This window comes from Blautia sp. MSJ-36, from assembly GCF_018917985.1.
Taxonomy (GTDB): Bacteria; Bacillota; Clostridia; order Lachnospirales; family Lachnospiraceae; genus Blautia_A.
In genome coordinates this window covers 35,911-59,737 of record NZ_JAHLPQ010000002.1, presented here as the reverse complement: position 1 = coordinate 59,737, position 23,827 = coordinate 35,911, and the positions used below count along the sequence as shown (strand labels likewise).

General features: G+C 42.8%; 26 protein-coding genes and 1 tRNA gene. 22 read left to right on the top strand and 5 right to left on the bottom strand.

All coding sequences use genetic code 11. The features are described 5' to 3' along the window. Positions 1 to 47: 47 nt before the first annotated feature. Both KQI39_RS02390 and KQI39_RS02385 read right to left on the bottom strand, forming a co-directional pair. Positions 48 to 812, bottom strand: coding sequence for a GNAT family N-acetyltransferase (locus KQI39_RS02390; protein WP_216416173.1), 765 nt, complete (start codon positions 810 to 812; stop codon positions 48 to 50). Between the two features lie 4 nt (positions 813 to 816). Then, the gene (locus tag KQI39_RS02385) at positions 817 to 1,443 is read right to left on the bottom strand and encodes an SGNH/GDSL hydrolase family protein (RefSeq protein WP_216416171.1); all 627 of its coding nucleotides are present in this window, start codon (positions 1,441 to 1,443) and stop codon (positions 817 to 819) included. Positions 1,444 to 1,668: 225 nt separating this feature from the next. Here KQI39_RS02385 and KQI39_RS02380 point away from each other — a divergent pair. The 13 genes from KQI39_RS02380 to KQI39_RS02320 all read left to right on the top strand — a co-directional run bounded on the left by KQI39_RS02380 (position 1,669) and on the right by KQI39_RS02320 (position 12,081). Further along, positions 1,669 to 1,740: transfer RNA gene (locus KQI39_RS02380), tRNA-Glu, on the top strand. Positions 1,741 to 1,990: 250 nt separating this feature from the next. After that, positions 1,991 to 2,503, top strand: a complete 513-nt coding sequence (locus KQI39_RS02375; protein WP_148445974.1) for a prepilin peptidase — start codon at positions 1,991 to 1,993, stop codon at positions 2,501 to 2,503. Beyond that, a complete protein-coding gene (locus KQI39_RS02370) occupies positions 2,500 to 3,513 on the top strand; it encodes a hypothetical protein (RefSeq protein WP_216416167.1) in 1,014 nt (337 codons plus the stop codon). The genes KQI39_RS02375 and KQI39_RS02370 overlap by 4 nt, the downstream gene beginning before the upstream one ends. Then, entirely contained in the window at positions 3,510 to 4,700 is a 1,191-nt protein-coding gene (locus KQI39_RS02365) for a CpaF family protein (protein ID WP_216416165.1), read from the top strand. Before KQI39_RS02370 ends, KQI39_RS02365 begins: the two co-directional genes overlap by 4 nt. Then, entirely contained in the window at positions 4,697 to 5,473 is a 777-nt protein-coding gene (locus tag KQI39_RS02360) for a type II secretion system F family protein (protein WP_173762361.1), read from the top strand. Before KQI39_RS02365 ends, KQI39_RS02360 begins: the two co-directional genes overlap by 4 nt. A 9-nt stretch (positions 5,474 to 5,482) precedes the next feature. Beyond that, on the top strand, positions 5,483 to 6,514 hold the full coding sequence (locus KQI39_RS02355; RefSeq protein ID WP_148445941.1) for a type II secretion system F family protein: 1,032 nt from the start codon (positions 5,483 to 5,485) through the stop codon (positions 6,512 to 6,514). A 37-nt stretch (positions 6,515 to 6,551) separates the two neighbouring features. Continuing rightward, the gene (locus tag KQI39_RS02350) at positions 6,552 to 6,731 is read left to right on the top strand and encodes a Flp1 family type IVb pilin (protein ID WP_173762360.1); all 180 of its coding nucleotides are present in this window, start codon (positions 6,552 to 6,554) and stop codon (positions 6,729 to 6,731) included. Between the two features lie 55 nt (positions 6,732 to 6,786). Next, positions 6,787 to 8,280, top strand: a complete 1,494-nt coding sequence (locus tag KQI39_RS02345; protein WP_253293035.1) for a DUF5702 domain-containing protein — start codon at positions 6,787 to 6,789, stop codon at positions 8,278 to 8,280. 201 nt (positions 8,281 to 8,481) lie between these two features. Further along, complete coding sequence (locus tag KQI39_RS02340; RefSeq protein WP_253293034.1) at positions 8,482 to 9,075, top strand: hypothetical protein; 594 nt, start codon at positions 8,482 to 8,484, stop codon at positions 9,073 to 9,075. Between the two features lie 13 nt (positions 9,076 to 9,088). Continuing rightward, on the top strand, positions 9,089 to 9,505 hold the full coding sequence (locus tag KQI39_RS02335; RefSeq protein ID WP_148445935.1) for a prepilin peptidase: 417 nt from the start codon (positions 9,089 to 9,091) through the stop codon (positions 9,503 to 9,505). Next, positions 9,502 to 9,933 carry a TadE family protein gene (locus tag KQI39_RS02330; protein WP_216416159.1) on the top strand — a complete coding sequence of 144 codons (432 nt, stop codon included), beginning with the start codon at positions 9,502 to 9,504 and terminating at the stop codon, positions 9,931 to 9,933. The genes KQI39_RS02335 and KQI39_RS02330 overlap by 4 nt, the downstream gene beginning before the upstream one ends. Before the next feature lies 1 nt (position 9,934). Next, positions 9,935 to 11,320 carry a DUF6382 domain-containing protein gene (locus tag KQI39_RS02325; protein ID WP_216416157.1) on the top strand — a complete coding sequence of 462 codons (1,386 nt, stop codon included), beginning with the start codon at positions 9,935 to 9,937 and terminating at the stop codon, positions 11,318 to 11,320. A 158-nt stretch (positions 11,321 to 11,478) separates the two neighbouring features. Continuing rightward, entirely contained in the window at positions 11,479 to 12,081 is a 603-nt protein-coding gene (locus KQI39_RS02320) for a rhomboid family intramembrane serine protease (RefSeq protein WP_330653915.1), read from the top strand. Here KQI39_RS02320 and KQI39_RS02315 read toward each other — a convergent pair. After that, positions 12,048 to 12,722, bottom strand: coding sequence for a two-component system sensor histidine kinase NtrB (locus KQI39_RS02315; RefSeq protein WP_216416155.1), 675 nt, complete (start codon positions 12,720 to 12,722; stop codon positions 12,048 to 12,050). The genes KQI39_RS02320 and KQI39_RS02315 overlap by 34 nt on opposite strands. A 128-nt stretch (positions 12,723 to 12,850) precedes the next feature. Here KQI39_RS02315 and KQI39_RS02310 point away from each other — a divergent pair, with 128 nt between their 5' ends. Further along, positions 12,851 to 13,255 (top strand): HIT family protein, encoded by a 405-nt coding sequence (locus KQI39_RS02310; protein WP_148445926.1) that lies wholly within the window; start codon positions 12,851 to 12,853, stop codon positions 13,253 to 13,255. 23 nt (positions 13,256 to 13,278) lie between these two features. Beyond that, positions 13,279 to 13,806: an RNA polymerase sigma factor gene (locus tag KQI39_RS02305; protein WP_216416153.1), complete on the top strand. Its 528-nt coding sequence runs from the start codon at positions 13,279 to 13,281 to the stop codon at positions 13,804 to 13,806. Positions 13,807 to 13,869: 63 nt separating this feature from the next. On the opposite strand, the gene KQI39_RS02300 is transcribed toward KQI39_RS02305, so the two are convergent. After that, positions 13,870 to 14,937: an undecaprenyldiphospho-muramoylpentapeptide beta-N-acetylglucosaminyltransferase gene (locus KQI39_RS02300; protein ID WP_216416151.1), complete on the bottom strand. Its 1,068-nt coding sequence runs from the start codon at positions 14,935 to 14,937 to the stop codon at positions 13,870 to 13,872. A gap of 94 nt (positions 14,938 to 15,031) precedes the next feature. Here KQI39_RS02300 and KQI39_RS02295 point away from each other — a divergent pair, with 94 nt between their 5' ends. The 3 genes from KQI39_RS02295 to KQI39_RS02285 all read left to right on the top strand — a co-directional run bounded on the left by KQI39_RS02295 (position 15,032) and on the right by KQI39_RS02285 (position 18,343). Next, complete coding sequence (locus tag KQI39_RS02295) at positions 15,032 to 15,886, top strand: DUF4367 domain-containing protein (protein ID WP_216416149.1); 855 nt, start codon at positions 15,032 to 15,034, stop codon at positions 15,884 to 15,886. Between the two features lie 67 nt (positions 15,887 to 15,953). Then, positions 15,954 to 16,424: a DUF6147 family protein gene (locus tag KQI39_RS02290; RefSeq protein WP_253293033.1), complete on the top strand. Its 471-nt coding sequence runs from the start codon at positions 15,954 to 15,956 to the stop codon at positions 16,422 to 16,424. A gap of 302 nt (positions 16,425 to 16,726) precedes the next feature. Then, complete coding sequence (locus KQI39_RS02285; protein WP_216416147.1) at positions 16,727 to 18,343, top strand: MBL fold metallo-hydrolase RNA specificity domain-containing protein; 1,617 nt, start codon at positions 16,727 to 16,729, stop codon at positions 18,341 to 18,343. Between the two features lie 67 nt (positions 18,344 to 18,410). Here the strand turns inward: KQI39_RS02285 and KQI39_RS02280 are convergent, their stop codons facing one another. Beyond that, positions 18,411 to 18,659, bottom strand: a complete 249-nt coding sequence (locus tag KQI39_RS02280) for a TIGR03905 family TSCPD domain-containing protein (protein ID WP_173762352.1) — start codon at positions 18,657 to 18,659, stop codon at positions 18,411 to 18,413. 204 nt (positions 18,660 to 18,863) lie between these two features. On the opposite strand from KQI39_RS02280, the gene KQI39_RS02275 reads away from it, so the two are divergent. The 4 genes from KQI39_RS02275 to KQI39_RS02260 all read left to right on the top strand — a co-directional run bounded on the left by KQI39_RS02275 (position 18,864) and on the right by KQI39_RS02260 (position 23,755). Next, positions 18,864 to 19,565, top strand: a complete 702-nt coding sequence (locus tag KQI39_RS02275; protein WP_216416144.1) for a 5'-methylthioadenosine/adenosylhomocysteine nucleosidase — start codon at positions 18,864 to 18,866, stop codon at positions 19,563 to 19,565. A gap of 92 nt (positions 19,566 to 19,657) precedes the next feature. Further along, positions 19,658 to 20,032: a hypothetical protein gene (locus KQI39_RS02270; protein ID WP_148445912.1), complete on the top strand. Its 375-nt coding sequence runs from the start codon at positions 19,658 to 19,660 to the stop codon at positions 20,030 to 20,032. Positions 20,033 to 20,130: 98 nt separating this feature from the next. Continuing rightward, entirely contained in the window at positions 20,131 to 21,300 is a 1,170-nt protein-coding gene (locus KQI39_RS02265; RefSeq protein ID WP_216416463.1) for a class I SAM-dependent methyltransferase, read from the top strand. 1 nt (position 21,301) lies between these two features. Next, entirely contained in the window at positions 21,302 to 23,755 is a 2,454-nt protein-coding gene (locus KQI39_RS02260; protein WP_216416141.1) for a C39 family peptidase, read from the top strand. The last annotated feature ends 72 nt before the right edge of the window (positions 23,756 to 23,827 follow it).

Below are 23,827 nucleotides of genomic sequence, written 5' to 3'. Positions count from 1 at the left end.
AAAAAGATTTTTTGATTTCTACAGGGATTTTGTGAAAATCCCTGTATTTACTGAAAGCGTGTTCCAACAGGTTGTACGCGGAACCAGTAAGTATAAAAATACTGGAAACCGAGAGAGCTGTAAAGCTTTTCTGCGGAATCATTATTTTTTACCACCTGGAGATAGGCGTGGCTTGCCCCTCTTTTTTTACCTTCATTGAGAAGACCGGTGCAGATCTGACGGGCATATCCTCTGCGGCGGTAATCTTCACGTACATGGATTGCATAGATACCGATATAGTCACGGTCCAGAATTCCAAGCCCAGTGGCAATGATCTGACCGTTTTTTGTGATGGAAGCGCAGACCGTCTCTTTAAGAATGGCCCGGTACATGGAAGGAACCACACTTCTGTGGATTGGATTGGTCGTTTTTTTCAGGTCAAAAAGACTGTGGATCCAGAAATCAGGAATCTCATTGGTAAAAAGAACATCTGTGACAGGGGCATCCAGAACAGCCTGATCCAGATCTACAGTCATGACATTGGTTACATGCTGAATGGAATAGCCACGGTTTTCCAGCATGTAGTCAAAATCCTGGGATACAAGTGGACTGATCTTGAAGATTGCAGGAGTTCCCAGACGCTTATAGACCTGCTCGCAGTAGGGGATTTTTTCCCGCCATGGGAGGGTGGAAGTTCCAAACTGTTCCACACTGTTGGTTCTGTGAGTGTAAAAGTAGGAAAAACGGAGAATCCATCCGTCATAAAGTTCCATTTTATGGGATGGCCATGCGTTCAGTGACATATCTTCAATTTTTTTGATTGCTTTTTCCATAATATTACCTTTCTGATGTGATCAATGTATAAAGTTTTTCAGCCAGAATCCGGTGTCCCTGCCGGGTAAGATGAATGCCGTCTTCCGTTATGGCTGACATTCCATGCAGAGAAGCTTTCTGATTCAGATCGTCTTGCAGCGGGACAAAAACGGCGCCGTATTTTTGACTGATTGTTCGGATATGGACGGACATCTGAGAAAGAAGGGGGAACCAGGAAGCGTAGCAGCGTGGCCATGGGAAAACAAATGGCTCCAGGAAAAAAAGCTTCCGTTTCCGGGAGCCTGTGCCGGAGAGCTTTCGGGCAAGCTGTTCATACCGGGCTGCGAATATTTCCATTAAATCCTGCTGTTGTGCGGACGAACGGCGGGTGTTCATCATGATTCCAATATCGTTGATTCCGATCAGCACAGTAACAATATCCGGATCAGAGGCTTCCAGCCAGGAATCCATGTTCTGAAGAAGCCGTTCCAGGGTAAAACCATCAATTCCTCTGTTTTCCATGGAAAAATCATAGCCGGCATTATGAAGGAGGCCGGAGAGAATCTTCACATATCCGTTTCCAGACGGATCTGCGGAAAAAAGTCGGCCACAGTCTGTGATGCTGTCGCCAAGACACAGGAGACGGGGCATAAAAAATCCTTCTTTCTGTAACATTTAGTGCTTTGATAGTAGCACTTACACCCACGGTGGTCAAGCGCATGAAATACCGGAAAATGGGTAAAAAACGAATAAACATGAAAAACATGAAATTTTTTAAAAAAAATTAAAAAAAGTACTTGCATTTTGAGAAAAAGTGTTATATACTAACGAAGTCGGTTGAGGGAAACAACTTAAACGACAGAAACAAATGAATATGGCCAGTTGGTCAAGGGGCTAAGACGCCGCCCTCTCACGGCGGAAACACGGGTTCGATTCCCGTACTGGCTATCAGATGAAGCAGTTAGAAATCTTATTCTAACTGTTTTTTTCGTTACATTCAGATAATGCAGCAATGAGATTGCGAATAGCTTCTTGAATGTCAGAATTTGTCGAACGAAAATGCTGGACAAAAGCTTTATAGGATCCTATAATAAGTTTCACCAGAGATCTTCTGGTATCGATCACCGCCAGGTCAGGCGGGAAATTCCACATTTATCTAATTGAATAAACATATATTTGTAATACGAAAGGGGTGTGTATGTCTTTTGGTATATTTTTATCTGTAGTGATTTCAGCAGTGGCCGTATGGATGGATCTGAAATATGCATCTGTAGATAATGGCTGGATTTTGTTTTCATTTATTATGGGACTTGTGATCCAGGTTATGGAAAAAGGGCCGAAGGGAGGAATTATATTTCTGACAGGGGCTGCAGTTCCGGTCATTCTTCTGGGAATTCTTTTTGTACTTCGGATGCTTGGTGCCGGAGACATTAAACTTCTGTGTGCTCTGGGTGGAATTATGGGACCCCGGACAATTGTGGAATGTATTGTTTATTCTCTGCTTGCAGGTGCGCTCATCTCTCTGGCAATTCTTCTTTCTACAGGCGGTATCCGCCAGCGAATCCTCTATTTATGTCAGTATATGAATGAATTTTACTGTACAGGCGAGATACGGCCTTATTACCGAAAAGGAATGGAATTTCCGGAGAATTTTCATTTTACAGTGCCAGTATTTTTAAGTGTGTTGCTTTATGCAGGAGGTGTGTATTGAAGAAAAACATATTTGCAGTCTGTGATCTGGAAGTGGAATATGCTTTTAATTTCATGGACTATCTGAACCAGAAAAGAAATCTTCCCTTTGAAATCCAGGTATTTACCACGGCGGAAAGTCTCGTTGCCTATGGAAAAGAAAATCATATTGAGTTGCTGCTGATTTCGGATAAGGCAATGCAGAGAGAGGTACGTGAGCTTGGAATCGGAAAGATTATCATTCTTTCGGAAGGAGTACATCCGCCGGAACTGGATCAGTATTCAAGTGTGTATAAATACCAGTCCTCATCCGATGTAATACGCGAAGTAATGGCCTGCTATGGAGAGGAAAAGTCATTAAACCCTGTGGATTTTCCGGCAATGAAAAAGAATATGGACATTATCGGTGTTTTTTCACCACTTGGCAGATGCCTGAAAACATCCTTTGCGCTTGCGTTGGGGCAGATTCTGGCAAAAGAACGGGCGGTTCTTTATCTGAATCTTGAAGAATATTCCGGATTTGAGGAGCTTTTTGGAAAAAAGTTTTCTGCAAACTTAAGTGATCTTTTTTATTATGTACGGCAGGGAAATGAGAATCTGGTTCACAGAATGAATGGAATGATTCAGTCCGTGAATAATCTGGATTTTGTACCGCCGGTACGGACACCTTCGGATATTCAGACCGTGTGCTGGGAAGACTGGGAACGGCTTTTGCAGGCGATAACTCTGCAAAGTTCCTATGAAGTTCTGATTCTGGATATCGGAGGAGGTGCAGATGAAAATTTTCAGCTTTTGGAGTTGTGTAACAGAATTTATATGCCGGTTTTGAATGATACCATGTCTGCCTGTAAGATTACACAGTTTGAAAATCTTCTGCGTATCTGGAATAAAGAAAAAATTCTGGAAAAAACAGAAAAACTGCATTTACCCTTTCATGCAGATAACATATCTCCGGAATCTTACGTGGAACAGCTGGTCTGGAGCCAGCTGGGAGACTATATACGCAAACTGTTAAGAAAGGAGCGGACATGAACAGAGAACGTTTCCGGGAAATTCATGATCTTCTCATGGAACAGCTGGATGTTTCCCGTGAGCTGTCTGATGAAGAAATCCTGGAGGTGATCGATGATCTGATACTGAATCAGTCGGGCAAGACAGTTTTTTCATTGAAAGAAAAAGTGGAACTTCGTCAGGAGCTGTTCTGTTCGGTGAGAAAGCTGGATGTACTACAGGAACTGATTGAAGATGAAAGTGTAACAGAAATTATGGTCAATGGACCGGATGCTATTTTTGTGGAGCGGGCGGGAAAACTGACCAGATGGAATAAAACTTTTACATCAAAAGAAAAACTGGAAGATGTGATTCAGCAGATTGTAGGGCGATGCAACCGTGTAGTAAATGAATCTATGCCGATTGTGGATGCGAGACTGGAAAACGGAGCGAGGGTTAATGCAGTAGTTTATCCGGTAGCCCTCAATGGGCCAATTTTGACAATTCGTCGATTTCCGGATGATCCGATTACCATGGAGAAACTGATTTCTCTGGACAGTATTACGGAAGAATGTGCTGAATTTCTGAAGAAACTTGTGCAGGCAAGGTATTCGATGGTAATTGGCGGTGGTACGGGCAGCGGAAAAACAACATTTCTTGGTGCTGTTGCGGAGTATATTCCGAAGGATGAACGTCTGATTACGATTGAAGATAATGCCGAGCTGAAGATCCGTGGCATTGAAAATCTGGTATGTCTTGAGGCAAAGATGGCGAATATGGCAGGTGCGGCTTCTGTGACAATCCGTGATCTGATACGGTCTGCACTCAGAATGAGGCCGGACAGAATAATTGTAGGTGAAGTTCGAGGAGGAGAAGCGGTAGATATGTTGCAAAGCCTGAATACAGGACATGATGGGAGTCTGTCTACTCTTCATGCAAACAGCAGCAGAGATATGCTGTCCAGAATAGAAACTATGACACTTATGGGAATTGACCTTCCCCTGGAAGCGATACGCAGGCAGATTGCCTCTGGCGTAGATGTTCTGGTACACCTTGGCCGAATGCGGGACAAAAGCAGAAAACTGCTTGAGATTACGGAGGTGTGTGGTTTTGAGAACGGAGAGATTCGGACACGGCCGCTGTATCGCAGGGAAGAAGGAAAAGGACTTGTAAAAGTAAATACACTTTTACACTGTGAAAAAATGGAACGGGCGGGAATTAAATTATGAAAGAACGGAAAGGAAAGAAATGGGAATTTACGAGGAAAGATTACAGGACATATCATTTTACGGCGAAGGAGACAGCAAAGTATCTTCTGGAGGGAGTTGCCGTATGCGCTGCAGCCGATTATCTGTTTTATCAGAGCCTTCCGGTACTGCTGTTTATGTTGCCGGTACCGGTGATATTTTTGAAAATCCAGAAGAAAAAATGCATTGCAAGACAACAGCGGAATCTGAATTATCAGTTCCGGGATGCGCTGACATCCATGAATGTAGCCGTACAGGCCGGGTATTCTGCGGAAAATGCTGTGCGGGCCAGTGTGAAGGATCTGGGAAGACTCTACGAAAAGGGAAGTGATATTCTGGAAGAATTTCGTTATATCGAGAGTCAGCTGCGTTTAAGTGTTCCTGTGGAAGAACTGTTTCTGGATTTTGGAAAACGAAGCGGCGTGGAAGATATTGAGAATTTTGCGGCGGTATTTTATACAGCGAAACGGACTGGCGGAGATATGACGCAGATGATTCAGAAGGTTGCCAGGATGCTGGGAGATAAGATTGAAGTAAAAAAAGAAATAGAGGCAACGCTGGCTGCAAAAAAATCTGAACAGATGGTTATGAGCGTTATGCCGGCCGGCATTATCTGTTATCTGAAGCTGACTTCTCCGGGATTTCTGGATGTACTTTACGGAAATCCCTTTGGAATCTGTGCCATGACAGTTTGTATGGTAATTTATGGATTGTCTTACTGGCTGGGAGTGAAAATTGTAGATATAGAAGTGTAGGTGTGTGTGATGTGGATACATATTGTGATATTTATGGTGATTCTTGGAGCTTTTCTTGCCGGAAAGCTGGGGCGTCTGCCGCCGTGGGCAGGGAATGCAGAAGGACAGAAACTTTTTATCCTGGTAGCGCTTGCCGGAAATATCATCGGAATGCTTCTGACCGTTCAAAGTGGCGGAGGTACGGTGTATTCATCCGGATACCGTATGGAAAAAGAGGAGACAGGTGCTTACGAAGAGAAATTCATAGTATCTGTAGACGGAAAAAAAGCCGGCTCCCTGTATGTGCAGGTGCCGGAAAAGGAAACGGAAAAGTCCGGGGAAGAGCCGGAAACTGAGAAAGAACTGAGCGAAGAACAGCAGCGCGAGAAAGAACTGCAGGATATGATCGTACAGTATAACCAGAAAAAGAATGATCCCAGGTACTATTATCTTCCGGAAGAATGGAATGGAAAACACCTGGAATGGGAGCAGCCGAAGGATACAACCGGAAATCTGATTTCCGCATTGGGACTGGTTGCGGCGGCAGCAGTGGTAATCGCAAAAAGAAGAGAAGAAGAATCTGTTCAGATAAAGAGAAGAGAACAGATGCTGATGGATTATCCGGGGCTGGTTATGAAATTCACTCTTCTGGTACAGGCAGGTTTAACTGCGAGAAAGGCATTTCAGAAAATTGCCATGGATTATGGAAAAAGAGAAGAGGGAAATAAACGCGCAGCATATGAGGAAATCCGTACAGCATGTTATGAGATGGACAGCGGCGTTTCGGAAGCAGAGGCTTATCGTAGATTTGGAGAGCGATGTGGACAGGTAAAATATAAAACGCTGTCAACACTTCTGATTCAGAATCTTCAGAAAGGAAGCCGGTATCTGTCTGATTTACTGGAAAAAGAATCTGTGGAAGCCTGGGAGGAAAGAAAAAGAAAGGCAAGAGTACTGGGCGAGGCGGCAGCAACGAAACTGCTTCTTCCGATGGTACTGATGCTTCTGGTTGTGATGGCAGTAATTATGCTGCCGGCCTGTCTTTCCTTTTACGGCGGATAGAAGAACCGTGTGAAAACACAGAAATGAGAGGTGACAAATGAAAAATATCTGGAAATATATGAAAGAATTTGTGGCGGAAGAAGATGCAGTGGGAGTTGTGGAGATTATTCTGATTCTGGTGGTTCTGATCAGTCTGGTTGTCATCTTTAAGCAACAGCTCACTTCGCTTGTTAAAAATATCCTTTCAAAAATCACCAAACAAAGCAATTCAATCTGAGAAGGATAAAAAACGGTAAGCGATGATTTACCGTTTTGGAAAGGAGAGGTACCCTTTGGCAAAGACAGTGAAAAAAGGCAGTATTACGATTTTTCTGGCGCTGATTCTGAGTGTTGTTCTGTCACTTGTGTGTGCCAGTATCGAATCTGTACGTATGTCAGCTGCCAGAACGCAGATACTGAACAGTATGGATATCGGACTTTATTCCCTGTTCGGGCAGTACGACAGGACACTGCTTGAGAATTATGATCTGTTCGCATTCTATGCAGGTGGAAAAGAGGAGGTAGATATGGCCTCTGTGTATGATAATTTTGAGTCCTATATGAAACCTGTATTAAAACAGAACAGTCAGAAACTGGAACTTTTGCAGGGAGGATTTAATGGATACCGTCTGCTGACTGACGGAGACGGAGAAGTTTTTTATCAGCAGGCTGTCGGTTATATGCGGGAAACACTTGGAAGCCAGGGGGTACAGATCCTTCTCGAAAAACTGAAAGACCAGGAAGAAAAAACAGACGAAGCGCAAAGAAAAGGAGAACAGTCTGAAAACGGTGGAAGTCTGGATTCCTATGATTCTGAGATTTCAAATGCGGCGCAGAAAAGTGAAGAAGCAAAGAATAACCAGGAGAATCAGAAGGATCAGGGAGATTTCGGAGATGGAGGAAGTGGAGAAGATTTTACCGGTGGAGCAGATACAACCGTAGAAAATCCGATTCCGGTTATCAGAAGAATCCGAAAAATGGGGCTTCTCGATCTGGTAGTTCCGGCAGACCGTGGAATTTCAGATGCTTCCACAGACAGGAGAACGTTGGCGTCAGGAAGAAAACTTCAGACGGGAATGGTAATGAATTCGGATATTCAGTCAGATACTTCCTATACTTCAGGAATTCTGTTTGGCCAGTATCTGCTGAAAAAACTGGGAAATTATCGAAAACCTGCGTCTTCGGGACTGAACTACCAGGTGGAGTATATCCTGGGAGGAAAAAACAGTGACCGTGAGAATCTGAAATCTGTAGCAACAAAACTGCTTCTGATCCGTCAGGGCGTGAATATGGCATATTTAATTTCTGACGGAGGAAAACGTATCCAGGTAGAAACACTGGCTCTGGCAATTGCATCGGGTTTTTTGATTCCGCCGGCAGCAGTAGTAATTGAAGCTGCACTGATATTCTGCTGGGCGTTTGCGGAGAGTATTCTGGATGTGAGGGAACTGTTTGCAGGCGGGCATGTTCCGCTTGTAAAAACAGCAGCAGACTGGCAGCTATCTCTGGAAAATCTGGCGCATATTCTGGACAGGCTGGATTCTTCCAGAAAAGATTCCAGTGGAGGGATGTCTTATGAGGATTATCTCCGGGTTCTTCTTATGGCAAAAGGAAAACAGGAAAAAGTTACGAGAGGAATGGATATGATTGAATGTGCGATCCGTGAAAAAGGAAAAAGACCGGGATTTCAGATGGATCATTGTGTTGTTGCACTGGAAGCATCCGCAGATGTAAAAGCAAACAAAAAGAAAATATTTACGGTTACAAGGCAGTATGCCTATGAATAGAAAAGGAGGTGCACAGGGATGCTTTTTCAGAAAGAAAAAGAAGATAAAAATCAGATAAACAGACTGGATCAAAAAAGAGAAAGGCGCTCTCAAGGAAGGTTATTTCTGTTTTCCCCGATAAGCAGAAAACCGCTTTCTGAAAAAGTATCCCCGTGCACCTTTTTAAAGAGAGCAAGTCTTACACTGGAGACTGCACTGGTTTTGCCACTGTTCTTTTTTGGAGTGATTGCACTGATTTCATTTATGGATATTTACAGAGTCCAGACAGAGCATCTGACCGGTTTATGCCAGAAAACAAAAGAGGCAGGAATGTATGCTTATGGAACTGGCAGTTCCGGAGCAGAAACTGTTACATTGCCGGATGTATATTCCTATCAGCCTATCGGTGGTCTGATTCCGCTTCCCAAAATATGGTTCCACAACACGGTAAAGGTTCATGCATGGACAGGTGTGCTCTATGAAGAAGGAAATGATGCAGTGGAAAGCCAGCCAATGGTCTATGTAACTGAGTCCGGAACCGTGTATCACAGAACACTTGGATGCAGTTATCTGAATCTGTCTGTGCAGCAGGTATCCGGATCTTCGGTAAAAAATCTCAAAAATACATATGGGGAAAAATATCAGGCATGTGAACTTTGTAGTCGCGGGCAGGAACCGGCGGGAACTGTGTATATTACAAAAAAGAGTAATCGTTTTCATAACAGGGAAAGCTGCAGTGCACTGAAACGGTCTGTGAGAATGGTAAAAGAAGCAGAAGTATCCGGTGAAATGAGTGCCTGCGGGCGCTGTGGTTAAAAGGAGGAAGACTATGGACAGGCTGGAAATCTGTATGACTGTATTCCTGGGAATTAATACATGGACAGACATTCGGAAAAAAGAGATTTGTGTTCCGGTATTAAGTGTTTTTCTTGCAGGGGGAATTCTGTGGAGAATATGGGAAGGAACGTTTTGGGCAGATGGACTGATTTCTATGGGAGCAGGTACAATTGCGGCGGTGATATCGGTGCTGACCAGGGGAGAAATCGGATTTGGAGACGGACTTCTGATTCTGGCAATGGGATCTGTACTGAAAAGTGGAGAATTACTGGGGGTTCTCTGCGCTGCACTTTTGCTGTGTGGAATCTATTCGGGCCTGCAGCTTCTGGTGTTTAAAAAGAAACGGGATACGGAAATACCTTTTGCACCGTTTCTGCTGGTTGGATATCTGGGAGGAATACTTTTATGAAAAAACTGAAAAAAGGAAGTTTTACAATAGAAGCGGCATTATTGATGCCGTTGATTCTCATGGTGTTGATGGGGCTTCTGTATCTGGATTTTTTTGTACATAACCGGGCATGGCTGACGTCAGCAGCATATGAGGCGGCAGTCAGTGGAAGTATGGAAGGTTATAAAAAAGACGGAGACATATATGAAAAAGCAGATATTCAGGGCAGAATGCTCGGGAGTACTGGACTTCCGGGTGGTGAGAACCTAAGTATGCAGACCAGTGCAGGGAAAACCGTACAGGTAACCTATCAGATGGATGTACCAGCTGGTTTTCTGTCACAGAAATGGAAAATTGAAGTTTGCGGAAAAGCATCTGTTTTGCGTCCGACAGGTTGGATACGTAAAGTGAAGGGAACGGTGGATGTTCTGGAAGAGGTGAAAAAATAAAATGAAATCGGAATATAAGAGAGACATGAACCACAATTATCTGATTCTGACAGGGGAAGATGCAATTGATACCAATTCCTATCAGGTTCGAATGATTGTGGCAAATGCGGTACCGGATCTTCTTCAGTGCCGGATTCAGGGGATAGATGGAAAATTCATGGTGTATTACGATGTGACTTCCAGGCATTCAATGACTGCTCTTTTTGAAGAAAAAAAGATTGGGATGGAAGAACTTCAGGTAATTCTGGGAGGATTTGTCCAGGTTATGGAAGCAATGTCCGAGTATCTTCTGAATCCCTGCCAGTTGATTCTGGAACCGGAATATATTTATCTGGATGCGGAAAAACAGAATGTCCGGTTCTGTTATCTTCCAGGATTTCACGGCGAGATACAGAAACAGTTTCAGAATCTGGCTGAATATATTCTTCCAAAGCTGAATCATGAAGACGGAAAAGCGGTTATGCTGGGATATGGCGTATACAGACGTGCACTGGAAGACAGTTTCCACCTGGAGTATATCAAAGAAGAACTTTATAAAGTGAAAAATGGAAAGGCATCAGATTTTGCCGCATACGAAAAAAAGAAGCCATTTAAGCAGGCAGAGAAAAGCCAGGAAGAGCATAAAGAACAGGAAGAACTCTGGCAGATGGAAAACTGGAACAGAGAAGACCTGGACGGGGTGGAAAAAAAGAAAAAGGACAGTAAGCCAAATAACAGAGAGGTGAAAAAAGAGAACAGGGACAGACTGTGGAAAACGGCAGGGTTTCTTTTGGCACTTCTGATTCTTCTGGGAATTACTGCGGGAATGGCGGCAGGATATCTTCCAAGAGTAAGCACCGGCGTATTTCTGTCTGTGATTCTGGGGTTGATGGTCCTTGGAATGCTGAGTTATATTCTGATGAAAAAGATTCCTGAGAAGAAACAGAATCCTTATGAGGAAACAGACAGGATCAGAGATTTTCAGGAAAAGAATATTTATGAGATTCCGCAGGAAAAAGAAAAACAGCCGGAAATAAAAGAGCACGAAGTATCAGAAGAAAATACGGAGTGTTTTGGAGAGACCGTAGTTCTTTCGGTAGGAATAACAAAGGGACCGGCTACTCTGGTCAGCCATGAGCCAGGAGAGCTGGCAACCATATATCTGGACCGGGATATTACAGTAATCGGAAAGCTGGAGACTGCAGCGGATGCAGTGATCAATATGCCTACCGTAAGCCGTATCCATGCAAAGATTCGAAAAAGAGATGGGGAGTATTATCTGACAGATCTGAATTCCAGAAATGGAACATCTGTTAATGGCCAGATCCTGAAAAACGGAGAAGACCGCCTTCTGGAAGACGAAGATGAAGTGGATTTTGCACAGGCTCGTTATATTTTTTTGAAATAACAGAGCGAAAATATCAGGTTTATGTCGTATTATATAATAGACCACAGGTTGTCTGTATAATGGAAATCTGTTAAAATAGTCCAATAGATTTGAATTTTCAGATTATAACGGCGCAGTTTTTGAGACTATCATGAAAAACTGCAGAAAAGAGGACTAAAGTGGAAGAAATAAAGAGAGAACCTGTGACTGCACTACTGATTTTGTTGAATACTCTTATTTTTCTTATTGTGGAATTCACCGGTGGTTCAGAGAATGGACAGCATATGCTGGAATGTGGTGCTGTTTATGCACCACTTATCATAGAGCAGGGACAATGGTATCGCATGATTACCAGTATGTTTCTGCATTTCGGTGCGCCACATCTGATTAATAACATGCTGGTACTGTTTGTTCTGGGACAGCGTCTGGAACCAGTTACCGGAAAAATGAAATTTCTGCTGATTTATATTCTTGGAGGACTGGGCGGGAATCTGATTTCTCTGATCTGGGATATGCGGACAGGAGACTATTCACTGTCAGCAGGAGCTTCCGGAGCTGTTTTTGCAGTGATGGGTGGAATGATTTATGTGATCATACGTCACAGAGGAAGAGTCGCAGATTTGAATATGAAGCAGATGCTGCTTATGGCTGCATTTTCTCTTTATTTCGGCTTTGCAAGTGGTGGAGTAGATAATGCAGCCCATGCAGGCGGTCTGTTGTGTGGCTTTATTGCTGCTGTAATCGTTTATCATCCAAGAAAAATATGGAAAACGGTTCCCTGACCAGGAGTACTCTCTATGGAGATACTGCCGTGATGAGCTTCAATAATCTGTCTGGAAATGGCAAGTCCGAGGCCGGTGCCAGATTCTTTTGTTGTGAAAAACGGCTGAAAAATACTGTTCAGCTGTTCTTTTGAAACCCCGCATCCATTATCTTCAATATTGATACAGATACCGGATTTTTTGGAAAAAGCAGATACGGAAATTTTTCCGCCGGGAACAGGAACGGCTTCCCATGCATTTTTCAGAAGGTTCAGCAGCATTTCCCGGATTCGAATTTTGTCAAGCATTAAAACTGGAAGAGATTCTGGGATATGGGATTCAAAAGTAATACCCAGATAATCAAGAGTAGGTTTGATGGAAGAAATTACTGTTTTCAGATAATCGCAGGTATCTGTGGCTTCCAGCCGGATACGTCCTGCATTATTAAAAACAGATAGATCATCAAGAAGATCTGTCACATAAGCGAGATTATCCATGACGTCGTTCCAGTGGTCGTAATCTTCAACTTCTGGATGAGCGGAAGCAATCATCTGGAGTTCACTGCTGATCAGTGTCAGGGGATTTCGGATCTCATGAGAAAATTTGGAAAGTGTGTAATGAAAATCGTTTTTTAATTTACTGACTGTGTCATCGTTGCACATATTATCACCTCGGAGAAATATTAACATCAGAAATTTCAAATATCAACAAGAACAGTATTGAAAAAATCGACAAAATACGACACAATAAGAATAAGTGAAAATATTTTCTGAAACAGGAGGGCAATAAAATGGGAGATTGTATATTTTGTAAAATTGCAAATGGAGAAATTCCGGCAGCAACACTTTATGAGGACGAAGATTTTCGGGTAATTCTTGATCTGGGTCCTGCCAGCAAGGGGCATTCACTGATTCTTCCAAAGAAACATGCAGCCAATATTTATGAGCTTCCGGATGAAACTGCAGGAAAGGCTATGATTCTTGCAAAAAAAATGGCCGGAAAGCTTAGCGATGCACTGAATTGCGATGGCTTTAATATTGTGCAGAACAATGGAGAAATTGCGGGACAGACTGTATTTCATTTTCATATGCATCTGATTCCGAGATATAAAGGAGACGGAGTTGGACTGACCTGGACTCCGGGAGAACTCAATGATGAGGTGAGAGACGAAATTCTAAAAAAGGTCAGAGACTAATCAATACCTACTAAAGAGGAAAAATGAAAAATCAGACATATGAAGAGTTTTACCTTAAGTATCGAAAAATATCCAGAGCATATGCATACGGAGTTTTGCATGACTGGAACATATCCGATGATGTCAGTCAGGATGTAATCTACAAAATGTATACCAAGCGGAAACATCTGAATATTGATAATGAAAAAATGATGTATTCTCTGATACGGAGGGCATCGGTGAATAAGGCTATGGATTACAAAAAGAAATCCAGTTTCCGGCATGAAGTTATCTGCACAGCCGACGTTACAGAAGTTCTGAATGTATATAAGACGGTTGATGCAGAAGAAGAACTTCTGCGTAAAGAGAAGAATAAATTTATGTATATGGTACTGGAAAGATTTCGTGAGGAGCAGCCTGTTAATTATGACATTCTGATTCAGGTTAAATATCTGGATGTTCCCGTTGAAGTAGTTGCAGAAGAGTACGGACTGACCAAAAGTGGCGTTAATAACAGGATATATAAGGCAAAGCGCTGGCTGAAAGAAGAATTTCGGAAAGTATACGAATAAAAAAAGAAAACCCTGCCGTATCTGAAAAAGAAATGGCAGAGTTTTCTGTATGAGAGCGGTGTGTCAGGAACGGGCACACTCTTCAATAAGATCGGTAATCTTGCTGATAGAATCCACACGGCCGTTTCCTGCCATGGCATCTGTATATTTCTGGCGGTCAGTATAAAGCTGGCGGATTGTATCCAGAAGTTTGGCTTCTGTGATTTCTTCTTCCTCCAGCACCATGCTGAAGCCCTGGCGTTCGAAAGAACGGGCATTGAGAATCTGATCACCACGGCTGGCTTTCGCTGAGAGTGGAATCAGAAGATTAGGTTTATGAAGCTCGCGGATTTCGCAGATTGCGTTGGCACCTGCACGTGAAATTACGATATCAGCCATGGCGAACAGATCTGGAAGCTCATCCTGAATATATTCATACTGAACATATCCGGCAGTACCGTTAAGGCTTTCATCTGTTTTACCTTTTCCGCAAAGATGGACAACCTGGAATTCTTTCAGAAGTTCAGGGAGAATTTTGCGTACATTATCATTGACAGAGGCTGCACCGAGGCTGCCACCGATGACCATAAGTACCGGTTTGTCAGCTGTGAAACCACAGAATTTACGTCCGGCCTTGGCATCTCCGGAAAGAAGTTCCTGGCGGATGGGAGTTCCTGTGAGAACTGCTTTTTCGGCAGGAAGATTTGCAACTGTCTCAGGAAAGTTACAACAGATTTTAGATGCTGAGGAGAGACAGAGTTTATTGGCAAGGCCCGGTGTCATATCGGATTCATGGATAAGAGCCGGAATTTTTAAGCGTTTTGCAGCAATTACAACCGGAACGGTAACGAATCCACCTTTGGAGAAAACAACGTCCGGTTTCAGCTCTTTGAGAATTTTTCTGGCCTGGCTGAAGCCCTTCAGGACACGGAACGGGTCAGAAAAGTTTTTGAGATCGAAGTAACGTCTCAGCTTTCCGGATGAGATTCCATAGTAGGGAATTCCAAGTTCTTCGATCAGTTTTTTTTCGATTCCGTTGTAGGAACCGATATAGGAAATTTGATAACCAAGCTCCTTGAGCCTTGGAATCAGGGCAATATTTGGAGTTACATGGCCGGCAGTACCACCGCCGGTAAGTACGATGTGTTTCATTTGGATTCCTCCTGAATAGTCATATATACTATCATTAAATATGAACTCTAACGGAGGAATTGTCAAGGAAAGATACGATTGCAGGAGAAAAATAATGGTAGATTTCAGGGATGATGAACTGAAAAAATGGTTGGCAGAAGAATACGAACGAGAAATCGACGAAATGGAAAAAGTGCTGTTTCCGGATGGAATCCTTCCAGATGACGGGGAAACAGAAGAAGAGGCAAAAGAGGCTTACCAGAGGCTTGTAGCGAGGCTGAAAGCAGATGGGGTTTATGAAGAAGATGAAGAAGAAAATGACAGCAAAGAGGCAGATGACCATAAAGCAGATACGAACAAAAAAATTGTCTATCTTCCTGAAAAAAAGCATCATAAACTGGCACGTGTGGCAGCTGTGGTGCTTGTATGTGCAGCAGGCGTATTCGCCGCAGGAATGACCAGCCAGGCGAATCGGAGTTATTTTATTGATTCTGTGAAAATGTGGACGGGAAATGATACGAGCATTAGTATTGATAATGATACAACCAGTGATGAAGCTGATAGAGATGAGCAGAGTGCTATTAGTGATATAGAGAATCAAATGGGATTTGATAAGATTCCTAGATTTTTGTATCGTCCTGAGAACTTTAAGTATAAGGATTATTTAATATATTCAAACACAGGTGTTGCGTTAATGGAGTATTGTTATGGAAAATCTATTATAACAGTTTATATTAGCGATTATAGAAATAACAGTAAGACAACAGATTACGTTCTTGATGGGAGAATAATAAATTCATTAAAAATAAAAGATGAAAAATTTGAAATCGAAATACGAAAAATAAAAGATAAACATGATAAGAAAGAAAATTATATTGCATACTGGAAAACTGATACGGCATTTTATCAAATCAGCGGAAATATGGAAGAGAAAGAATTTATTAAATTAATAGAAAATATACGTTTTTAAGAGAGCATTTTATTTTAATATCGTATAAGTTTATGTAATGGAAGTTACGGGAGTGGAGGGAGCAAGTATGATAAGAAAAATGAAAAGAGTGCTCGGAATCTTATTTTTAGCATTATGTCTTGGGAGTATAAGTGTAGTTACTGCTTCAGCGGCAGAAATAGCAGATAGTGATCTGGAAACAGATGAAGATTTTGCTGAAGATACAACGTATAGCATGTTACGTGGAAATAATCTGAATTTTGGAACTACAGCTATTAATAAATTAGCCAGCAATAAAGTGGCTATTTCAGGAATTACACAGTGCCATCATGTTTGCAGTACAGTTTATCTGACATTAACACTGGAGCGAAAAGTAGATGGAACCTATTCTACTTATAAAAAGTGGGAATTTACAGCATCCAAGGCCACCAATCTTGCTAAAAACTTAACAGTAATCGTACCAAGTGGCTATTACTATCGTGTACGTGGCTATCACGCAGCAAAAGACGGAAGCAAAGAATCTGTATCAACCTTAACCAAAGGTATTCTGGTAAAATAACAATCATCAAATAAGAAAAATCCAAAATTCTCTCCCCGGCGATGTTCATCCCCTTAAAAAAACAAAAATCCAGTAAACTTACATTACCTTCGCCGGGGAGAATTCAAAAATTCTAAAATATTCTGAAAAGTCAAAAGATCATCTCAAAAATCAATTCTTAAAATTCAATATATTCCACAAAAAGACTGTCAAAACCAAAATATTTCGTGTATAATAAATACAATAACAAACTGTTTCTAAACAGAATGTCTGTTAATTCTGTTAAAACTTTTGAAACATCGGACGGAAAAGGGGGCTTATGCATGAAGATAACATTTATCGGCGCAACGCATGAGGTGACCGGAAGCTGTTATTATCTGGAAGCAGCGGGCCGGAAGTTCCTGGTAGATTATGGAATGGAACAGGGACCGGACTACTACGAAAATAAGGAATTGCCAGTAGCTCCAGGTGATCTGGATTTTGTGCTTCTGACGCATGCACATATGGATCATTCAGGAAATCTTCCCGCTTTGTATGCCAAGGGTTATCAGGGACCGATCTACGCAACAGAGGCAACCTGCAATCTCTGTGATATTATGCTTCGTGACAGTGCACACATCCAGATGTTTGAGGCAGAATGGAGAAACCGTAAGGGCCGCAGAGAAGGCAAGCCGGAATTTGTACCTGCTTATACTATGGAAGATGCCATGGGAGTGCTTCGGAATTTTGTCAGATGTCCGTACGATAAGATTATTAAACCTGCAGAAGGAATAGAGGTACGTTTTGTAGATGCAGGACATCTTCTTGGTTCCAGCAGCATTGAGATCTGGCTCACCGAGGATGATAAAAAGGAAAAAATCGTATTTTCCGGTGATATCGGTAATCTTAATCAGCCGCTGATTAAGGATCCGGTATATATTAAAGAGGCAGATTATGTTGTTATGGAATCTACCTATGGAGACAGAAGTCACGGAGAGAGGCCGGACTATCCGGCTATGCTGGCTGAGATTATCCAGAGAACCTTTGACAGAGGAGGTAATCTGGTAATTCCGTCCTTTGCAGTAGGCCGTACCCAGGAGATGTTGTATTTTATTCGTCAGATCAAGGAGATGGGGCTGGTCCACGGACACGACGGATTTACCGTATATGTAGACAGTCCTCTTGCCAATGAGGCAACTACGATTTTCAGTGAGAATGCCTACACCTGCTACGATGAGGAAGCGATGGATCTTTTAAAGAAGGGGATTAATCCGCTGTCTTTCCAGGGCCTGAAGACATCGGTTACTACGGATGATTCCAGAGCCATCAATTTTGATGAAGACTGCAAGGTGATTATTTCCGCCAGCGGTATGTGCGATGCAGGACGTATCAAGCATCATCTGAAACACAATCTGTGGGATCCGAGAAATACAGTACTTTTTGTAGGATACCAGGCAATTGGAACACCTGGCCGGGCTTTGCTGGAAGGTGCCACAGAGATGAAACTGTTTGGTGAGACTGTGCAGGTAGCAGCGGAAATCTGCAGGATGCCCGGAATCAGCGGCCATGCGGATGTAAACGGGCTTCTGGACTGGGCGAAGGCATTTGAGACGAAACCGAAGCACGTGTTTGTCACACATGGAGACGATACGGTAACAGAGGTTTTTGCACAGAGACTGAGAGAAGAACTGGGATATGATGCCACAGCACCGTTCAGCGGAACGGAATATGACCTTCTGGAGAATAAATGTATCCATGAAGCAGTGGGAGTCCGGGTTGTAAAAGCAACCGCTTCACCGAAGACAACCAAAGCTGCACGTGCATACGAGAAACTTCTGGCCATGGGACGCCGCCTGATGACCATAATCCGGAAGAATGAAGGCTGCCCGAACAAAGATCTGGATCGTTTTGCAAGAGATATTCAGTCACTGTGTGATAAATGGGACAGAACGGATATCTGACAGAAAAAAATCACCCTGCGGAAAATCTTCGCAGGGTGATGATTTAACAGAATCTCTGATTGGCAGATCAGCCTTCGTTCAGTGCCTGACGGATAGCTTTTGCCAGCTGATCCGGACATGAAGTAGGTTTGAATCCACAGCGGATTCCTTCCAGACGGCTGATTACTTCATCTGCGTCCATTCCTTCTGCAAGATGGGCAACGCCCTGAGTATTTCCGGAACATCCACCTGTGAATTTGATGTTGTGAACTTTCTTATTATCGTCGATCTCGAACTCAATTCCCTGAGCACAGACACCTTTTGTCTTATAAACCATGAATGGTACCTCCTTATAATTATTTGCTGTTCACAAAGTGAGCAGTGACTTTCTGTATCTTCCGATTATATCATCTCTCAAAAAAAGTTTCCATAAAAAATAAAATTTGTTATAATGAACGTTGTAGAAAAAGAAAAAGCACTTCTGGGCAGAAAAAACAGAAACTCAGAGGGATACTATATTGAAAGAGAGGATTTACAGATTATGAAATGTGTTGGAATTATAGGTGCAATGGAGCAGGAAGTTGCAAGACTGAAAGAAGTTATGAAGAATGTTTCCATTACAACAAGAGCTGGCATGGATTTCTATGAAGGAATTCTGGAAGGAAAGAAAGTAGTAGTAGTACAGTCCGGAATCGGTAAGGTAAACGCGGGAATGTGTACCCAGATTCTGGTGGATCTTTTTCAGGTGGAGGCTGTAATCAATACCGGTATTGCAGGCAGCCTGAATAATGATATCAATATCGGAGATATCGTACTTTCCACAGATGTTCTTCATCATGATATGGATGCAACAGGATTTGGATATCCGAAGGGACAGATTCCGCAGATGAAGGAATTTTCCTTCCAGGCAGATGAGTGCCTGCGTAAAATTGCTCACAATGTATGTGAGGAAGTAAATCCGGAAATTCAGGTTTTTGAGGGAAGAATTGCTTCCGGAGACCAGTTTGTATGTGATCAGGGCGTGAAGGATGCCATTGTAAAAGAATTTGGTGCATATGCAGTTGAGATGGAGGGTGCGGCAATTGGACAGGCAGCAGCCCTTAACGGGGTACCGTTTCTGATTATCCGTGCAATTTCCGATAAGGCAGACAACAGTGCAAATATGGATTATCCTGCATTTGAGAAACTTGCCATTGAGCATAGTGTCCGCCTGACACAGGGAATGCTGAAACAGATGGCATAATAGGGATATCCGCTTTACAGGCAGAACGGGAACCGTCGTATTTCTGCTGCATATACTGGAAGAGATAGCAGAGAGAGGACATAAGGACTGTTATGCTTTATCGAGATTTTTATCCGTTTTATGCTGCACAGGGGAATCCTGTTTTTTATAATGAAGAGCGGGAGCAGGAGAGAGAATTTGATCTGATGAGATCCTACTATCCGGATACAGCCAGAAAGATTCAGGAGAAGGCGGAAGCACAGTGTCAGCTTCTGGATTATGAAGGCAGCCGTCTTTATGATGAATATCCGGATCGTTTCATGCTTTATCATATATGCAGCCAGATAAAAGAGGAAATGGCAGCAGATACCAGTGCACAGGAAATGCCGGGAGGTTTTCTGGATGATCTGATTGAAGTACTGGTATATCAGGAGATTTCCAGAAGAAGATGCAGAAGACGGAGATGCAGGTCGTATTTTCCACGTTGAAAATACGCTTACCCCTGGATGAGGACAGAATCAATGACAGGTTCGTCCAACATCTGTCCATATACAATAAAACAAAAAATGAATATAATGGAAGTATGATGAAAACAATAAGGGAATTTTTAGAAGAACAGATTAATGAACAGCTGATTCAGGCTGTTGTCAGCGGCCGCAGGACCGGCGAGGGACCTTCCAAGGTGAAGCTTCGTCCTGTGGAGCTGAAAGGAAAGATTTTTTACCAGGCGTCCATGACTGAGGGGCCGAAGGTTTATCATAAGAATTATTCAAGAGAAGAGATGATTACTTATCTGGAACATGCCATGGAGGAATTCCGACAGCTTCAGGTAACCGGACGCAGTCAGGATGGAAGCGTTCTTATCAGCAAAAAAGGAAAGGCAACCATCAAAACCAAACATCATGAAACCACACAGAATGAGAAGGTAAAGATTGCGCCCCACAACCGGGTAAAACAGTATATTCTCAAGGAAGGAACGGCAGCTCCGTTTCTGGTAGATCTGGGTGTTATGACAAAAGACGGGAAAATTGTTGCTTCCCGATATGATAAGTTTAGACAGATTAACCGTTTTCTGGAGTTTATCCGGGATATTCTTCCGAAACTTCCAAAAGACAGAGAGATTACGATTCTGGATTTTGGATGCGGAAAGTCCTATCTGACATTTGCGATGTACTACTATCTGCGGGAGCTGGAGGGATTCGATGTAAATATCATAGGTCTGGATCTGAAAGAAGATGTGATCCGTCACTGCAGTGAACTTGCCAGATCTTACGGTTACGACAAGCTGCATTTTTATCAGGGAGATATCGCCGGATATGAGGGCGTTTCTTCTGTAGATATGGTGGTGACGCTTCATGCCTGCGACACAGCTACAGATTTTGCCCTTGCGAAGGCGGTGGAATGGGGGGCACAGGTAATTCTCTCGGTTCCGTGCTGCCAGCATGAACTGAACCGTCAGATCAGAAATGAAACTTTACAGCCGATTATGCGATATGGGATTCTGAAAGAGCGTATGGCGGCACTGATTACAGACGGTCTGCGTGCCGAATTGCTGGAAAGTAAGGGATATGATACGCAGCTGCTTGAATTTATTGATATGGAACACACACCGAAGAACATTCTGATCCGTGCAGTAAAAACCGGAAAGAAAAAGAGCAGGGACAGTTTTGCGGACTCCATGAAAGCTCTTCACGTGAATCCTACACTGGACAGGCTCCTCTATCCGGATGAGTCAGCCTCACAGAAGGGAGAGTGACATGAAAAAAATCCTACGCAAGGGAGCAATACTGCTGGTGATTTTTGTGGCAGTTGTGGCAGGTACGTCACTTCTGATGAACAGTCAGTCTACGGATAACCGTTCTGATATGAATGATGCCACGCTTCCGGAAGTAATGGTAAAAATTGGAAGCACGCAGGCGAATAAAATGTATGGCTATAAGCAGCAGATGCAGACAGATTTTATGCGTGGCAGTATTACACCGTTGGATACAACCAAAAAGGTGACTTTTGAAATCAATCCATATTCAGATACAGTAACAGGACTTGCTTATGAAGTACGGACTTCAGATGGAAGCAAGGTTATGGAGAACCGTAAGATCAAGAATCTTACAAAAGAAGAAAATGGATATCTGAGTACGGAGATCGAAATAGGAAGCGATCTTCGCATGAACCAGGAATATTCCATGCAGATTACACTGGATACCAATGAGGGAGAAGTTTATTACTATACCAGGGTGGTTTCTAGAACGCAGTTGAACACAGAGGAGTATCTTCAGTTTGTAAAAGATTTTTCTGTTAAATGTCTTGATAAGGAACAGGCAGATACCCTGGCCGGTTACCTGGAAGCGGAAGATACATCCAGTGGAACGAATTTTAATAATATTACGATTAACTCAGGACTGTCCAACATCAGCTGGGGTTCACTTTCTCCGAAACTCTATATGGAAGGCGTTCCGCTGATTGATGATATCAATGAGACGACCGCAAGTATTACACTGAATTATCAGATTTCCGCACAGAATGATGAGGATAAAACCGAAATTTATGATGTTACGGAATTTTACCGTATGCGTTACACAGAAACAAGAATCATGCTTCTTGATTTCAAACGGTCTGCAACAAAAGTTTTTGATCCATCTCAGACAGTTGTTTCGGATGCAGGCCTTCTTCTTGGAATCCGGGACAAAAATGTCACCTATGCAGTAAACGGCGATGGAAAAATTGCTGTTTTTGAACAGGATGGAGATCTCTGGTCTTATGCACCGTCAAGTGGTAAGATTACAAGAATCTTCAGTTTCCGCAAGGATGAAGAGAATGATTCGCGATATGTGCGAAACGAGCACGATATCAAGATCATTCGTGTGGCTGATAATGGAGATGTGGATTTTGTATTATATGGTTATATGAACCGCGGTGTTCATGAAGGATACAGCGGTGTCTGTGTCTATCATTACAACAGCGACCGGAATGTGGTAGAAGAAAAAGTTTTCATACCAAGCACGGAATCTTACGAGTTTCTGAAAGAAGATCTTGGTACGCTTACTTATGTAAACAAAAATAATCAGCTGTTTCTGCTTTTTGCCCAGAAACTTTATCAGGTAGATATTGAGACGGGAACTTCAGAGGTTCTGGAAGAAGGTATCAAACAGAATCATTTTGTGGTTTCCGATACCAAGGCACATGCCGCATGGCTGATTACCTCCGGAGATGACCAGGGGAAAATCAGGGAGATTGAATTTGATTCACTGAAAACAAGAGATCTTTGCCCGGAGAATGGGCAGAAACTGCGGGTTCTGGGATTTATGAATGAAGATCTTGTATATGGAATTCTTTCGGATGCGGACATCCTTACCGATGCCAACGGACATGAGACAGAAGGCCTCAGTACTTTCCGCATTGAAAGTTTTAAAGGCAAGGTAAAGAAAGAATACCATCAGGACGGACTTTATATCACAAATGTAACTGTCGGCAGTACCATGATGGAGTTTGAGCTTTCTGCCAAATCCGGAAATGCCTATGCTGTTCAGAAAAAAGATAATATCATGAATAACAAAAAAGCATCCGGAAGTCAGGTGGATGTAGCTCTGATTACTACAAACCGTGCCGGAACCATGATTCGTCTGACCATGAATCAGAAACCGGAAACCGATAATCCGCTGCTTGTTTATTCAAAAATTGAAAGTACAGAGGATTCACCGGTAACACTGGACACTACAGTTCCACAGGGAGAACTCTACTATGTCTATGCATATGGTGCGCTTGACCGGATCTATACAGATCCTGCGGCTGCTGTAAAACGTGCAGATGACCGGACCGGAGTTGTTCTTAACCGTGCCCAGCAGTACGTATGGGAACGTGGAAATAAGAAGACAAAGATGCAGCTGAATATAGAGGATGTACCGGAAATCATACGTACAGCCAACTGGAAAAAGAAAGAGCTTCAGGATGGCCTGGGAGATGCCGGAACCGTGATTGACCTGACTGGCTGCAGTCTTGACAGTGTTCTTTATGAGGTAAGTGCCCAGAGGCCTGTAATTGCCAAAACAGGAGAAAATTCCAGTGTGGTGATTGTAGGGTATGATGAATACAATACGTATCTTTATGATCCGTCTACAGGACAGACAGCGCCATATGGACTGAATGACAGTACAGCACTGTTTGAAAGTGCGGGAAATGTATTTCTTACTTATATAGAAAATATTACCGAGTAATATAAAAAATGGCCGGACAGAGGCCCTGGGGTTACAGCAGAATGGCATACGGGAAATCCCGTTTGGCATAAA